The 15,065-nt window shown below is 58.2% G+C and carries 10 protein-coding genes; 6 read left to right on the forward strand and 4 right to left on the reverse strand.

Going from position 1 to position 15,065, the window contains the following annotated elements:
* Positions 1-5 precede the first annotated feature (5 nt).
* Positions 6-6,536 carry an Athe_2463 domain-containing protein gene (locus LKX83_RS16900; RefSeq protein ID WP_227883464.1) on the forward strand — a complete coding sequence of 2,177 codons (6,531 nt, stop codon included), beginning with the start codon at positions 6-8 and terminating at the stop codon, positions 6,534-6,536.
* 134 nt (positions 6,537-6,670) lie between these two features.
* Here the strand turns inward: LKX83_RS16900 and LKX83_RS16905 are convergent, their stop codons facing one another.
* Both LKX83_RS16905 and mscL read right to left on the reverse strand, forming a co-directional pair.
* Positions 6,671-7,333 carry an NUDIX hydrolase gene (locus tag LKX83_RS16905; protein ID WP_227883465.1) on the reverse strand — a complete coding sequence of 221 codons (663 nt, stop codon included), beginning with the start codon at positions 7,331-7,333 and terminating at the stop codon, positions 6,671-6,673.
* Between the two features lie 80 nt (positions 7,334-7,413).
* Positions 7,414-7,917, reverse strand: a complete 504-nt coding sequence (gene mscL, locus LKX83_RS16910) for a large conductance mechanosensitive channel protein MscL (protein WP_227883466.1) — start codon at positions 7,915-7,917, stop codon at positions 7,414-7,416.
* Between the two features lie 117 nt (positions 7,918-8,034).
* Here mscL and LKX83_RS16915 point away from each other — a divergent pair, with 117 nt between their 5' ends.
* The 5 genes from LKX83_RS16915 (at position 8,035) to LKX83_RS16935 (ending at position 14,038) form a co-directional block, all read left to right on the forward strand.
* Positions 8,035-9,804 carry an ATP-binding protein gene (locus LKX83_RS16915; RefSeq protein WP_227883467.1) on the forward strand — a complete coding sequence of 590 codons (1,770 nt, stop codon included), beginning with the start codon at positions 8,035-8,037 and terminating at the stop codon, positions 9,802-9,804.
* Between the two features lie 313 nt (positions 9,805-10,117).
* The gene (locus LKX83_RS16920; RefSeq protein ID WP_227883468.1) at positions 10,118-11,089 is read left to right on the forward strand and encodes a 2-hydroxyacid dehydrogenase; all 972 of its coding nucleotides are present in this window, start codon (positions 10,118-10,120) and stop codon (positions 11,087-11,089) included.
* Complete coding sequence (locus LKX83_RS16925) at positions 11,086-11,850, forward strand: hypothetical protein (protein WP_227883469.1); 765 nt, start codon at positions 11,086-11,088, stop codon at positions 11,848-11,850. The genes LKX83_RS16920 and LKX83_RS16925 overlap by 4 nt, the downstream gene beginning before the upstream one ends.
* A 47-nt stretch (positions 11,851-11,897) precedes the next feature.
* Entirely contained in the window at positions 11,898-13,004 is a 1,107-nt protein-coding gene (locus LKX83_RS16930; RefSeq protein WP_227883470.1) for a DNA alkylation repair protein, read from the forward strand.
* Positions 13,001-14,038 (forward strand): aromatic acid exporter family protein, encoded by a 1,038-nt coding sequence (locus LKX83_RS16935; RefSeq protein WP_227883471.1) that lies wholly within the window; start codon positions 13,001-13,003, stop codon positions 14,036-14,038. The genes LKX83_RS16930 and LKX83_RS16935 overlap by 4 nt, the downstream gene beginning before the upstream one ends.
* 529 nt (positions 14,039-14,567) lie before the next feature.
* Here LKX83_RS16935 and LKX83_RS16940 read toward each other — a convergent pair.
* On the reverse strand, positions 14,568-14,843 hold the full coding sequence (locus tag LKX83_RS16940) for a transposase (RefSeq protein WP_227883472.1): 276 nt from the start codon (positions 14,841-14,843) through the stop codon (positions 14,568-14,570).
* Between the two features lie 24 nt (positions 14,844-14,867).
* Positions 14,868-15,011 (reverse strand): hypothetical protein, encoded by a 144-nt coding sequence (locus tag LKX83_RS16945; protein ID WP_227883473.1) that lies wholly within the window; start codon positions 15,009-15,011, stop codon positions 14,868-14,870.
* Positions 15,012-15,065: the final 54 nt, after the last annotated feature.

The following is a 15,065-nucleotide window of genomic DNA, read 5'->3' on the forward strand; positions in this document are numbered from 1 at the left end:
CTTCTTTGAAATGTAAGCTATCTAAGTTACTCTCATTTCTTTTGATTGTCGTCATTGCCTTTCAGTCATTTCCTGTTTCGACGCACACAGCTAGCGCGGCTACATTATCGGAAGAAGCGAAAGCCGTTTTGCGAAAATACGGGATTCCCGAAACAGCTAGCGGAAGACAAATTAACGAGAAATATCTTCTTAATAAAATGGGGTACGGGGAGGCTATCGTAGTATATGGTGATCCGGGTGATGTCCCAGGTAATAGCGACATGCGGAACGGGCAGAAGCGTTACTTAGGCTGGGATACCCAGGGGAATCTGTTTACGAACTGGAAGTTCCCTCACGACGTGGATGTAACCGGAAGCATCGGCAAGCGCTGGATTACCAAGCCTTGGGATGAGGATGAAGGTATGAGACGAAACTTGCACATAGACTCATACCGATCTAACCTCTCGATTGTCAATGCAATAAAAGACAACATGATAGATACCTACACACAGGGTAACTGGCTCAACAGCTATAACCGCCTATCAGGAAATAACTGGACGGTAACTACTCTTCTAAATCATGCAATTATTCTTACTCCGCCAACAAGCTTTTCTCCGGGTTCGGTCCAAATGTGGAGCATGGGCGGGGACGGCAAATGGTGGTATCAGACCTTTCCTGTAAAGCCGCTGATCCCCATCGTTCCGAATGTTCCAACCATCGACCTGACGATTACGTATGTTGATCATCCAGCTGCGGTATACGTGAATGATCCGGTAACGATCAAGGTAACGGCGAAAAACTTGGGGGATGCCAACAGCGGACCGTTCGAGATCGGTCTGTTCGGAGTAACGGTTCCGAACGTTAGAGTCTCGAACCTGGCTCCGAGCGCTACAACTGTCGCGACCTATAACACTTCTTTCGCCACCAAGGGATTGAAGAATCTAAGTGCAAAGGTTGACATAACCGGCATCGTACAAGAAACCAATGAGGACAACAACGTTTATCCGTTTCAGATTATGGTGAATGTGAAGGGACAACCAGGACAGCCGGCCGAACCGGTTGACCCGATCGCCATCATCAGCCACTTGGAAGGGGACAACCAAGAGAAGTCCAACATCACTATAAAGCCCAATACGGACCCGAAGCTTGGGAGCGAGAAGTCATACTCTCCGGATGGCTCCGCGATCGTAAAAAGCGAGTGGCGCTTTAAGCCTCCGATCGGTGAAAACAAGCTGAATCGTAAACCGACCGTAGACGATTTCGCCAAGGAAGGCACTTTTGTAGTTGAGCTCCGCGTCACCAACGCCAATAACAGAGTGTCGGAGTGGACACATCTCACGATTCAGGTTGACGATAATCGGCCACCGCCAAAGCCGGAAATCGGGGTTAATGCCGTTTTTGTCCCGAGCACGATCATTACGGGAGAAACCTCCACGATCCAAGGCACCGGGTTCGGATACGACAATTTTAGTTGGTCGTTCTCCCCGAACCTACAACCGCTGGTCTCCGATTCTTCTGGCATGAACGTAGGACCGTTAACGTTTTCGGAGCCGGGCGTATACTCCGCCAAAATCACAGTAACCAATTCGTACGGCGACGAAGCGAACAGCACAGCATTCTTGACCGTCATTGACCCTCGGCCGACTGCTGTCGTATCCGGGATTAGCCGCTGGATTCAGGGGCGCCCTCTGCCTCGGCCATATGACTTGCTCAATTCGTTTACGCCTTTAGCGGATCGCGGTGTCACGATCAACCACGACAAAGACGAGATGCGTTACAAAAAGGAAGACGCCGACTCTTATACGTCCGGCTGGCCTACTGTAGCGCCTACGGAGCTCGGCAACTATTCCATCGAAGGGAAGGTCTACGATTCGCAAGGGCGCGTGAGCGAATGGGGATCGACGATACTCGAAGTGGTTCCGGATCAGCCGCCGGTTGTTGAACTGGTCGCTCCGGAGGAAACATACCGCAACGCAGACACGACGATCTACATCGACGCGTATAGCCCGGACAACGACAACATTACGTATCTCAAGCTCGAAGAACGGTACGATTCTAACAACGACGGCAACTTCGAGGACGAAAGCTGGAGAACCGTTTACGATGGCGATTTTACGCTAACCTACAAGGCGAAATATACGACCGTAGGCAAGCGGCAGTATCGAGCTACCGTTAAGGAAGAGTATGGCTTGTCGGCCACATCCAATATCGTAACGATCGATGTTTTAAACCTGGCTCCAACGGTTAACTTCAACGCCTATGGGATCACCCAGCAACCGGGTCAAGATCCGGACAGCGGCCCGCCTGTGACGAATTACGCGCCGGAGTCCATTCTGCGATCATGGGTGTTCAAAAAGCCTTACACGGGCGGCAACGCAAATAAAGTGGCTTGGAAAGCGGATGCCTCCACCCTCTCAACGAAGGCTGCCGTGAAAGCCAACTTCTTCGTTGGGTTTCCGGATTCGGGGAAAGGGGCAAACGCACAATCCCGGTATGACCTTAACCCTGACAACTTGGAGCTAAAAGATCCCTGGAGACTCTCTCTTGGTGATGCGTTCTCTGAACCGAACGGTAGCGGCCAAATGCAAAGCTACCAGGTTGTCGCTCCTGTTATCTCTAACCAAATTACAAGCACGGGGAAGATGTTAACGGTTGGAGAAGTCAGACCTTATTCTGCATGGGACTGTACAGATCCGAAATACGATAAATGCGGGTTCAGATATCAGGTCTATGATGCAAACTCGGGAACGGTATTAAAAACCTGGTACGTCACAAAAAATTCCCCGGAGTACGGATACTTCTTAGGGATTGGCCCTGACGAGAACATCTATACATTAGCAGGAACGTCCATTGTCGTTTATGATTTTGATGGGCAAATCGTGAGGGCGTATCCGGGGGCCAGCGGTTTAGCGGTTTATGATTATCAATTTTCGAGCGATGGCAAGTCGATATACTATGTAGGCTTGGGCTTGGATCTGAAATTACATCTCGTTCATTATTCTTTGCAGTATCAAACCGTGCTCTACAATGCCGTTATGTCTCGCGTTGGGGGTGACATGGTTGGCGCATATCTGACGCTAGCTCGTGATGGGAGCGCCTATGTATCCGCGCAGTACAAGACGCCTTGGGGCGGATCTAGCGGCACCTGTAACGGATGTACCCAATTTAATACGATCCTGTTTGGGATTAATCCAAGCGGCGTAGTCAAAGGCTCATTCGACTGGGGACTTGGATTTTCCTCCTACCCAATCGTGTCCGATGACGGCAGCAAAGTTTATACGCATACCCTATGGAGGGCTTGGCAGGAGTTAGAAGGCCTCTTTGCTTTCGATTCCAGCAATATGTCTTCGTTGGGGAACACGTGGGAATATTCGAGTATTTCGTTCCTGGACAAGAATCTGCTGTTCTCCAATCCAGTCTATAAGTCGGATGGGAACGTCCCGTGGTACAACCAGCAATATAGAGGCTATATGCACAATTTAGCGTGGGATTACTACTTTACAACCACAGCATTGCGTTATTGGGGCCAGTCTGACGGGTCGGATATTGGCATTGTCCCGTTTACAACCCGGGAAGATGCCAATTCTTCTGACGCTCGGATCGAGAATAACAAAGTATCCTTCTTCAAAAACGGGACGCTGGTTAAGCAGCTGCAGTACCCGACATACGTACCGCCAAGGCAATACCCTTATTCCAATTCGTCGTATTCGAATATTCTGCCGAACGGATCGATGTACATCTTCACCCAGCTTAGGGACTGGGGCGGCAATCAAATGGGCGAAATTGTAAACGCAACCCAAGTGTACCCGACGCTGGTTTCGCCGCTTCTTTCGAAGACATCGAATAACTTCCCGATTGGCAAAAATGCGGATACGGTCGAAATCATTGACGATGACTGGGGCGGTTTAACGTACGACCCGGCATCCAAGTTTATCAACCAAACGCTCGAATTCAATGTCGGGGTGAACCATGCGGCAAACGACAAAACGGTTGGAGCCGCGATTCAGATCCAAGACGAGAAAAACATGTATGCGGTCGAATGGACCAACAACACCCTATCCTTGTACCGGGTGGTAAACGGAACGAAGACGCTGCTCCAAGCGAACCCGTTGAATCGTTCGCCTTATATTGCTTACCCGGTAAAAATCGAGTCCGTTGCAGGGGTGCTAAAGGTATTCGTCAATAATGTCCTTCGCCTCGAAGTGAACGACAACACGTTCACCAAAGGATCGGCAGGCATCATGTCGCTTGGCCAGCAGCAAGCGTCCTTTAGCAATATGAAGCGTACGAATTACGGGACGACGGTTCCGCAGCCGACCTACGAAACGGCGCTCGTCGGAGATCCGATCATGTACGAAAAGCTGTTCATCGACATCGAGGGAGATCCGAAGCACGCGGAGGAGTGGACATACCGTCACAACCAGTACTACTTCGAAAACCCTGAAGGTGTCAGCGCCTATGACGGCAAGACGTTTAGCGAAACGATCAATGCGTTGGACAAGCCCGGCAAGTACGAGATCACGTTCCGAGCGCAAGACGATCCAGGCTTCGAGGGGTACCGACTGTTCTCCGAGCCCGTTACCAAAACCTTGTATGTCCATCGGCGGCCGGTAGCGGTGCCAAACGTGACCTTTACCGGGATCGTTTATCCGGAAGGCGAAGCGTTGGATTACTTAACGAACGACCAATCGTACGATCTGGACGTTCCCGGAAGGCTTCAAGACCGGCTTTTCCGGACACGTTGGGGAGATGAAACGAATTGGACCTATGGGCAGCGGAATTTTTACAATCGGCCAGGCGTGGAGCTCATCATCCAGGAGCAGGTTCAGGACATCCATGGGGCATGGTCCTATTGGGCGGAACAACGTCTCTACAAAGATGCACTTAACCCAATAAATCAGACCAAGCCGTCGATGATGATCACGGTTCCGAATGGCACTGCGACTAACCCAACCGTGTATTTGAAGGACCCGACCACGCATTGGAATTACTACGATGCACAAAACGACCCGCAGGAGATGTTCAGTCTGACGTTTACGTACGTCGATAGCGGGGAAACGGCGTTCTTCATTCAGCAAGCTAGCTCCGATAAGTTTTTCGAAGCTGCCCAAGGAACATTCGATACCGGGCGGGTTATCAAGGTACAGGGTCGCGTCTTCTTAAAGGGAGCATGGTCCGACCCGAGTAACATCGTATACTTCATCATCAACAAGCCGCCAATCGTGACGCTCCTGAACTATAACGGACCGGATGCGGATCACCCTATCTACATCAATTCCAATCAGCCTTTGTTCCAGGTGTCGGTCAAAGATCCGGAGAACGACCCGATCCGGTACGTGGATTACGAGACGTTCCTGGCGGAATTGGGCTTGAAGGTAGTGGACACGGAAACCGCGACTTCGGCCATATCTTACAAACCGACATCTCCGCTGCCGGAGGGCTTGCAGATATGGCGAGCGCGGGCGCACGACGGTTATCAATGGGGACCCTATTCGACGAACGGATTCTTCTTCGTGGATACCGTGCAGCCGGAAGACACGAACGAAGTGCTCGACATCAAGCCCACGTCGGTCAAGGTTACATTCGATGCTTTCAAGGATGCAGCTCCGTCGTCCGGGCACGACTACAGGCGTTTCTATATGCAAAAGGTGAACGCCGACGGCTCTACAACGAACATCGATTTGAACGGAGACGGGGTTGCCGAGAACTACGTGACGCTGCCCAACGCTTCGCGGTCCTATGAGGTCGGAGGCCTCATTCCGGGTCAAACCTATCGATTAATGGTCGTCGACTGGGATCGCGCGGGGAATATGGGCAAGTATGCGTACATTTACTTCGTGACGAATCGGCCGCCTACAGGCGACTTCGGGTGGACGCCGACACTCGTGTACGAGGGGGATACGGTCGCGTTCCGCTCCGAGGTCGACGACCCGGATCATGACGATCTGGACGTCATCTACGAATTGGTTTCTCCTTCGGGAGAGAAGAAAAGCTACAGCTACGTTTTGAAGTATCCATACCCTGCGACCGCTCCGACGCTGCGGACGTTGGAGGTCGGCGATTGGACCGTCACGATGACGGTAAGCGACCGGATTGCGCCACCGGTGACCGTCCGCAAGACGGTCAAGGTATGGCCGCTCGGCATCACCGGTGCGGTGCGCCATACGGAGGCGTGGGAAGCGAACCGGCTGCGCTACAACGAAGCCAACCCGAAGTCCCCGCGTCCGGCTCACTGGTTCTGGGCGGGCGAAGCGTTTGTCCTGGAAGCCTCCGTAACGGATACGGGCGCTTCCGAGACCAAGCCGCTGTCCGTGACGGTGCAGGCGGAGCAGGGACTGCGAGCCGATTTGCGTACGACGGACGCGGCGAGACCGGTATTCTGGAAAGGGACGATCCAGAGCCGGGACTACGGCCGCCCGTTGACGGAGCTTCCCGAAGGTCCGTACACCTTCGTCTTTAAGGTGAAGTACAGCAACGGCATTGAAAAGACCGCGGAAGCGGGCATCGTCATCCGGGATACGATCGACGACTATGTGCAGGTCCATCGGGTCCAATAACGCAAGGATGGCCGGGCGATGCGCCGCCAGACCTGCCGGTCAGCGTCGAAAAGGGCTGACGGCATAAGATGAGGCACGCTAACACGAAAAAAGAGGGGCATACGGGTTCGTAAACGAACCGTATGCCCCTCTTTTCATGTCTCGTCGAAGGCTTCCAAGTCGGATGTCGCCATGGCGTTCAGCGCCTCGAAGCAGCGAATATAGTAGGCCGGATCGCGCGGGACGAAGGCGTCCGCCGAGACTTCCGCCTCCACCGGGGCGAGCCGTCCGTCTTTCGTCAGCCCGACGCCTCGGGCGAGCACAGAGGCGACTTCCCCCCGAACGAGCGCGAGCAGCGCCTCGGCATCCGCTTCGTACAGGCCGGCGACTTCCTCCGGCTGCAGTTGGAACGCGTTCAGAGCGCGCACGGTCAGGCAGCCGAAGACGACGCTCTCCTCGCGGTCGATATACGGCACGCCGCCGGCCACGCCGCTGTCCTCTTCGCGGAACGTTCCGAGCGGGATCAGCCGCTCGAACGGCACCGCGAAGCCGATCTCCTCCTCCATCTCTCGCGCCGCGTCCCGGACCGTCTCTCCGGCTGACAGGTGGCCGGCTACGGTAATGTCGTAGCACCCGGGATTCGTATCCTTAGTCGCCGTGCGCCGTTGAAACAAGATCCGAGCCCGGCCATCCTCGCCGCGCCTGGCCAGCCAGCAGTGAAAGGAGCGGTGCCACAGCCCCTTCGCATGCGTCTCCGCCCGCGTAGCCGTGCCGATCCATTGGCCTTGCTCATCGTAGATGTCGAACCGCTCTGCCATATCCCCACTCCTCGCATCGTTCAGCCGCTTACGAATTCCCAGCCCCCGCGATTGCGCGCCTTCCAGTCGTTAGACAAGCCTTAACCGGCTTGTCCGGCGCCTTCTTCCAGCACCGACGTGCAATGAGAGCAGCGCGAGGCTTTGAGCGGAATGACGGAAAGGCAATACGGGCACTCCTTGGACGTCGGTTCCTCGGGAGCCGCTTCCTCCGTTTTCTTTTTCGCGGTCAGCTTGTTGACGACTTTTACCATCATGAAGACGCTGAACGCGATGATGAGGAAATTCAGGATGATGTTGATGAACTGGCCGTAGGCGATGACGGGCACGCCATTTTTCTTTGCCACATCCAAAGTATCGATCGTTACCTGGACGTTATCCTTCACCGGCGTCGCCCCGATCTGCCAGAACAGATCCTTGAAGTCCACGCCGCCCAGCAGGAGCCCGATCGGAGGCATCACGATGTCGTTGACGAGCGAGTTGACGATCTGCCCGAAGGCGCCGCCGATGATGACCCCGACCGCGAGGTCGATGACGTTGCCGCGCATGGCAAAAGTTTTGAATTCGGTAAGAGTTTGCCGAAACATGCCGATAACCTCCACTTTTTGGTTAGAATTAGGAGAGGATTTTTGGAAAATCCGTCGAAGATTAAGTTTATCACGAAATAATTGTCATTTTAGCCTGAAGATGCGAGGGATTGGCTTATGAACGGTACCGGAGCGGTGTGGTCCGCTAGTTTTCTGCTGCTGGCGCTGTTAATCAGCATACTCGCATCATATACCATGTTTAACTTCACCGGCAATCTAAGGCGCAAAAACAATCAATTTCGCGTCTTTTGGCTGTTAGGCGGCGCATTCGTTTTCGGCATCGGCATGTGGGTGAAGCACTTCGTCGGCATCCTCGCGGAGGGCGAGCCGATCTTCATCACCTGGAGCATGCCCGTCGCGCTGCTATTCACGATTTTCTTCTCGCTGATGGCGTTCGTCATGCTTACCTTCCACAATGTCATCCGCTACCGCCTGCTCGTCGGCAGCTTGATCCTCGGCTTCGGCGTCACCTTCATGAATTACTTCAGCGTGCTGGGTCAGCCGATTCGCGCGCCGGTCGTCGAGCCTTCGCTGCTCGTGCTGTCGCTGCTCTTTTTGTTCAGCGGCACGTACGCCTCGCTTTGGCTGTCGGAGTTGTCGGCGGAGCGCTTCACCTGGCTGGCGAGCCTCGTACTCGGATTCTCGGTCTTCGTCGAGCAGCTGCTCGGCTCCAAGGCGCTGCAGATCGAGTACCTGTCCCCTTTCTACGGCGCCAGCGTCGACAAGATGAATCAGGACATCAACCTGCTCACGCTGATCATCGGCCTGGGCATGCTGCTGCTTCTGGTGTCCACGCTGTTCACCTGGTACATCGACAAGCGGATGAACCAGATGGACGAGCGGTACAAGCTGCTGGTCGAAAATTCGCTCGACACGATCGCCATCTTCAAACGGGACAAGTGGGTGTTCGTCAACGCGGCGGGACTGCGCATGTTCGAGGCGGAGGAGCCGAGCGAGCTGCTTGGCGCTTCGATCTTCGCCTTTCTCCGTCCGGAGGATCACGAGGCGGTGCGGGAGCGGATGCACAATCTCGTCATCACGGGCAATAGCGGGCCGCTTGAGCAGGAGTGGTATACGCTGAAGGGCAAGATGCTGAACACGGAGATCGTGGAACTCATGACGACGCTCGAGAACGAACCTGCCATACAGGTCATCATCCGCGACATCTCCGAGCGCAAGAAAAACGAGGAGCTGCTCATCAACTCCGAAAAGCTGTACGTCGCCGGCCAGCTCGCCGCCGGCATCGCCCACGAGATCCGCAATCCGCTCACTTCTTTGAAGGGGTTTCTGCAGCTGCTCGCATCGGGACGCAAGGACTCCGGCACTTACTACGACATCATGAAGTCGGAGCTCACCCGGATCGAGGGCATCGTCAGCGAGATGCTCATGCTATCCAAGCCGCAGGTCTACGACTTGTCCTACCACGACGTGCGCAGCAGCATGAGAGAGACGGTCACGCTGCTCGAGACGCAGGCGATTTTGCACAGCATCATGATCGAGACGGACTTCGGACCCGACCCTCTATGGGTGTATGGGGTGGAGAACCAGGTCAAGCAGGTGTTCATTAACGTCATCAAAAACGCGATCGAAGCGATGGTCGACGGCGGGGCGATCCGGGTGCGCATGCGGCGCGTGGACGATACCGTCCAGATCCGCATTTCCGACGAAGGACCGGGCATCGAAGAGACGCAGCTGTCCAAGATGGGACAACCGTTTTATACGACCAAAGACAAAGGCACGGGCCTCGGTCTGATGGTCAGCTACAAAATCGTCGACAACCACCAGGGAAGCATCCGCGTCGACAGCGAGCTCGGCAGCGGCACGACCTTCGTGATCACGTTCCCCTTTCGCTATCCGGAAGCCAGCAGCATCAAGAAGAGCGGTTGATCGAGCCGTTCCCGGCCGTCATCCCCGATTTCCGCCCTCGCGCGACATTCCCGTCCCGCGCCGTCTCTTGATTTCTCCGATTCACTTTTCTTTCCCAAGGCCTCCGAATCCGCTCGTCCCCTCCGATAGGCACACCTAAGCCCGATCACCGGGCGGCCGAGAGGTCGTCCCTGGCGTCGGGCTCGATTCGTTTTTGGCGCGGAATGCAGCCATTAGGGACGAAAGGACGAGATCTTCGATCCAAACGAGGCGAAAATGGGTTATAGTGAAGTGGAAGGATATGGAGAAACGGAGAGCGGGAGGGTGAACTCGGTTGGCGGATACGCAAATGGTGGTCTTCACGGCCCGAGGGAGGGCTACGTTCACGGAAGCGCAAGCTTCGCGTCTGGAAGCCGCGGCACGCGCGACGTTCGTCGAGGCCGCGTCGCCGATTTCCGAAGACGAGCTGGTCCGGCTGCTGAGGGATGCGCAGGTTTGCGGCTTGACGCCGCGTTCCGTCCCGGTCATCGGCGAGAGTTGGCTGTCCCGGCTGCCGCATCTATCGGACATCGCGGTGTTCGCGACCGGCGTAGACTATATCGACACCGCCTGGCTTCGGGAGCGGGGGATCCGGCTGAGCCATCTGCCGGACTATTCGACCGTGTCCGTCGCGGAGCATGCGATCGGCCTGATGCTGACGATGTCCCGCCGCATCCATCTCAGCCAGGATCGCGTGCGGGGACGCGTGCCGGCCGGCACGAGCGTGCTCGGCTTCGAGCTGAGGGGCAAGACGCTCGGCATCGTCGGGACGGGACGCATCGGAAGCCGCGTGGCGGAGCTCGGGCGAGCCTTCGGCATGCGCGTGCTGGCCTACGACCCGAAGGAGCGCGAGCAGGAGGGCGTGGCGGCCGTCGGACTGGACGAGCTGCTCGCTTCGAGCGACATCGTCAGCCTGCATTTTCCGGCGGCGTGGCGTGGAGAGGCGGCGATCGGCCGGTCGGAGCTGGCCCGGATGAAGGCGGGAGCGACGCTCATCAACGTTTCGCGCTGCGCACTCGTGGAACCGCTTGCCGTCGTCGAAGCGATCGAAGCGGGCCGGCTGCGGGGCTACGCGGTAGACGACCGCTTTCCGCTGGCGGAGACGGACGCGCGGGCGGCGCGTCAGATTGCGGAGGGCCGGCTGCTGCAGACGGGCCATACCGCTTGGTACTCGGCCGAGGTGATCGAGCGCGGATACGAGATGTGGGTGGACAATTTGTGCGCGATGGCCGCCGGGGAGCCGCGCCGTCTGGTGGATGCCCGATGATGCGGCAGGATCGCAAGCGGGCGTCCGACCGTTGGACGCGGGCGGAGCGGCTGCTCCTGCTCGCCTTGTGGGTGGCCGTCGCCGCGTTCACGAGCGGGATGTTGGCGGCGGGCTGGCCGCGGTATTGGACCTACGTGGCGGCGGAAACGACACCCCAGGCTTGGCTCGAGAGCGTGCTCCTCGTGCTGGCGGCTGCGATCGCGGGTTTGAACGCCCTGCTGGCGGCGGGCGCGCCTGAGCTCCTTGCCGATACGGGGCCGAACGCGAGACGGCGCATCCGGTTTCTCGAGCGCCGGCAGGGGCTGGCCTGGACGGTCGTCGCGGCCGCCTTTGCCTGGCTGGCGCTCGATGAGCGGTTCGCGATCCACGAACGGCTGCGGGACCGGTACTTCAAGCAGACCGGAATCCGGCTGCTGCCCTGGATGGAAGCGGGGGACTGGCTGATCCCGATCTATGCCGTATGCGGGCTGATCGCGATGTGGAGCTTGTGGCGATTGCTAAGCGCCCGCAGAAGCGCTCGGGCGTTCTTTGCTTTCGGGGTCGTTGTGGCGGCGGTGGCCGTCGGGCTGGATACGATCGACATTCGCCAATTGGACAAGGACGCCGAGCGGCTGCTCCAGACGATCGAGGAAGTGCTGGAGACGACCGCGATGACCGCCTTCGTTTCGGCATACCTTGGCGCGCTTGGCGCCAAGATTTGCCGGGCGGCGGGCATCGGCGACAGGTCGGACCGAGCGGAGAAGGCCCGGCGGATGTTATAATAAGGGATCGAACGAACCGACGGAATCGGGCAAGGGGGAACTGAAGCATGGCCGAACCGCTAAAAGCGATATACGACGACAACTTCCTGCGGCAGTTCGGCGAGCAGGTCAAGCGGCATTGGGCCGCATTCGACGCGGACGGCTTCGTCCGGCGCGTCATGGGAGAAGGCTGGGAGGCGCTCGAGCTCAAGGGGCGGATCCGGCGCATCGCCGAAAGCCTCGGCGCGGAGCTGCCGGATCGGTACGAGGAAGCGCTGGATATACTCGAAGGGATCGCGGATGTGTGCCAAGGGTTTCCGTATTTGTTTTTCCCGGACTTCGTGGCGCGATTCGGACTGGCGCATTGGGAACGGTCGATGCGGGCGCTCGAGAAGTTCACGGCGCTGTCTACGGCCGAGTTCGCCGTGCGCCCGTTCATCGAGCGGGACCCGGCGCGGATGATGGCGCAGATGGAGACTTGGAGCCGTCATCCGAACGAGCATGTGCGAAGGCTGGCTAGCGAGGGCTGCAGGCCCAGGCTGCCGTGGGCGGACGCGCTGCCGGCATTTAAACGGGATCCCTCGCCGATTCTGCCGATCCTGGAGACGTTGAAGGCCGACCCGTCCGAATACGTCCGGCGCAGCGTCGCCAACAACCTCAACGACATTTCCAAGGACCATCCCGCCCTCGTGCTGGAGCTGGCCAAGCGATGGCACGGCGAGGATCCGCTGACGGACGCCATGCTTCGGCATGCGTGCCGCAGCCTCATCCGGCGCTCCGCCGATCCCGAGGCGCTGATGCTGTTCGGCTTGCCCCCGCTCGCGGACATCGAGGTGACCGCCTGGTCGGCATCGCCGGTCGTCGTACCGCTCGGAGGAGCGGCCGAGGTCCGTTATGCGCTCCGCATGCCGGAGGGAGCGGGGGCCAAGCTCCGGCTGGAGCTGGCGGTCGACTATCCGCGTCCCGGCGGCAAAACATACCGCAAGCTGTTCAAGCTGAGCGAGCGCGAAGTCGCCGGCGGCGAGGCCGTCGGCGGGACGCGGCGGCACGCCTTCGCCGACCTGTCGACCCGCCGCCACCATCCGGGCGTCCATCGGCTCGTTCTGGTGGCCAACGGACAGGCCGTCGCCGAGACGGAGATCCGGCTCGCGGGAGAGGAGGCCGGCTCGCCATGAAGATCGGCGCCCGCGTTTTCAAGACCGGGCTCGCGGTGGCGATCTCCCTCTGGGTCGGCGAACTGGTCGGGCTTCAATCGCCGCTTATCGCGGCCATCGCGGCGATCGTCATGATCCAGCCGTCGATTTACCGCAGCTGGGTGCAGGTGCTGCAGCAGCTGCAGAGCAACCTGATCGGCGCCTGCATGGCGCTGCTCGCGGTCTGGCTCTTCGGCAGCAGTCCGCTCGCCATCGGCCTCGTCGCGATCCTCGTCATCCTGCTTTGCATTCGGCTGAAGGCGGAGGAGACGATCGGCCTCACCGTCGTGACGGTCGTCGTCCTGATGGAGGCGCACGGCCTCGGCTGGCCGCTCATTTGGGACCGTCTCGCGGCGCTGCTGACGGGGATCGTCTCGTCGTTCGTCGTCAATATCGCCATCGCTCCGCCGAGACACCGCAGCCGGTTTTTGAACTTTGTTCAGGATGCCCAGTCGCAGCTGTCCCGCCTCCTGCGCACCTCCGTCTCCAACGAGCTGAAGGAGAAGGTGTTCAAGGACGAGCTGTCCGCCCTTCGGGCCCAACTGCGTAAGCTCGACGGCTTCTACGACCTGTTCGCGGAGGAGCGGGTGCTCCGCCGCAAGTCGCGAGTCCACCGCGCGCGGCTGCTTGTCGTGTACAAAGCGATGCTGGCGGCGCTGGAGCGGGGCGTCACGCTGGTCGACGCGGTGGAGGAATACTATTTTCCGGCGGCGCCGGAAGGCTCCTGGAGCCGTCTTGTGGATCGTCAGATCGAGACGCTGTGCAGCTATCACGAGCAGCTGCTCTGGAAGTGGGAAGGCAAGCTCAAGTCGCACGCCTCCGCCGCCGCGCCGCCGCCCGAGGGCACGATTCTGCTCACCGAGCTGATCAACGAGGGCGCGGCGGATCCCGTCGCCCGGACCCGTCTGCTAACCGTCGCGGCGGCCATTTTCGCCTACGAAGACCGGCTGCGCCGGCTGGACAAGCTCACCGAGCAGTGGCTGGACCGTCAGGAGGGCCCGGAGTCGGAAGCGTAGGCGGGGTGAGGCTAACGGAACCCTAGTAGGAAGATCCTGAAATAACGTACTAAAGCCCCAACCCGGGGATTAACGGGGCTTCCGGATCAAAACCGATATCGGTGCTTCGCCGGAGGAGCAGATGCGAGTGCGTACAAGCGGGCGAAAATGCTAACGGTTGTGAGCGACGCTATTTAGGTAAAAATGGGGTTAGAAAAATGTAACGGTTGCCAGCGAGCCTATTCCCCGTTATTTCGTAGGTAGAGGGGCTGTTCCGTCCAAATAAGCGCGCATGCAACCGTAAGAAAAGAAACCGCCGATTTTGAGGCCGATTAAGCGCTATGGCAACTGTTAGCGTAGCAATACTCCAAACAGGTCACTCGGTTCGAGGCTAACCCGTTGGTCAAGCATCGACTTCTAGGTCGAGCCGGAAATCCTCCAGCTTGAACGAACGGGATGATTCCACGACCACGCTGTTATGCGCAAAGAGGCTGCCCCGATCCGACATCATGTCGGTTTCCGGGACAGCCTCGATTTGTCCTGGCCGGAATCAGCCTTTCGAGCCGCGATCCACCTGCCGGCGCGGATGCACGATTTTGCTTTGCTTGTCGATATCCTTCTCCTTCGGCACGAGCCGGGGATCGGTTTCGCCTTCGTGGTGGTTGTCGAAGCTCATCTCCACCCATTCCCACTCCGTGTTGCCGAGCATGACGTCGGCCGGGAACGTGTCCCCGCGCTTCAGCTCTTCCTCCCGGCCCCACTCGTTTTTGTACACGCCGTCGACTTCCACGATTTCGCCGGAGACCGGATTCATGTCTTTGCTCATGGTGTCACCTCGTCTTAGGGTGCGTTACTGTCCGTGCTTCGGCACGGCCGCGCGGTCGGCCTCGGATTGCCGGCGGCGGGCGGCGGCTTGGCCTTGGCCGGTGCGGTCGGCTTTGGATTGGGCCTGGCTCGCCTTGATCTGCGCTTCGGACGGTTGTTCGCCGGACATGGCGCTTCCTCCTTCTTGGGTGAAGTCACCGCTTAGCGTGCCACGGACGAATCC

The organism is Cohnella baijiui, assembly GCF_020731285.1.
Taxonomy (GTDB): domain Bacteria; phylum Bacillota; class Bacilli; order Paenibacillales; family Paenibacillaceae; genus Cohnella.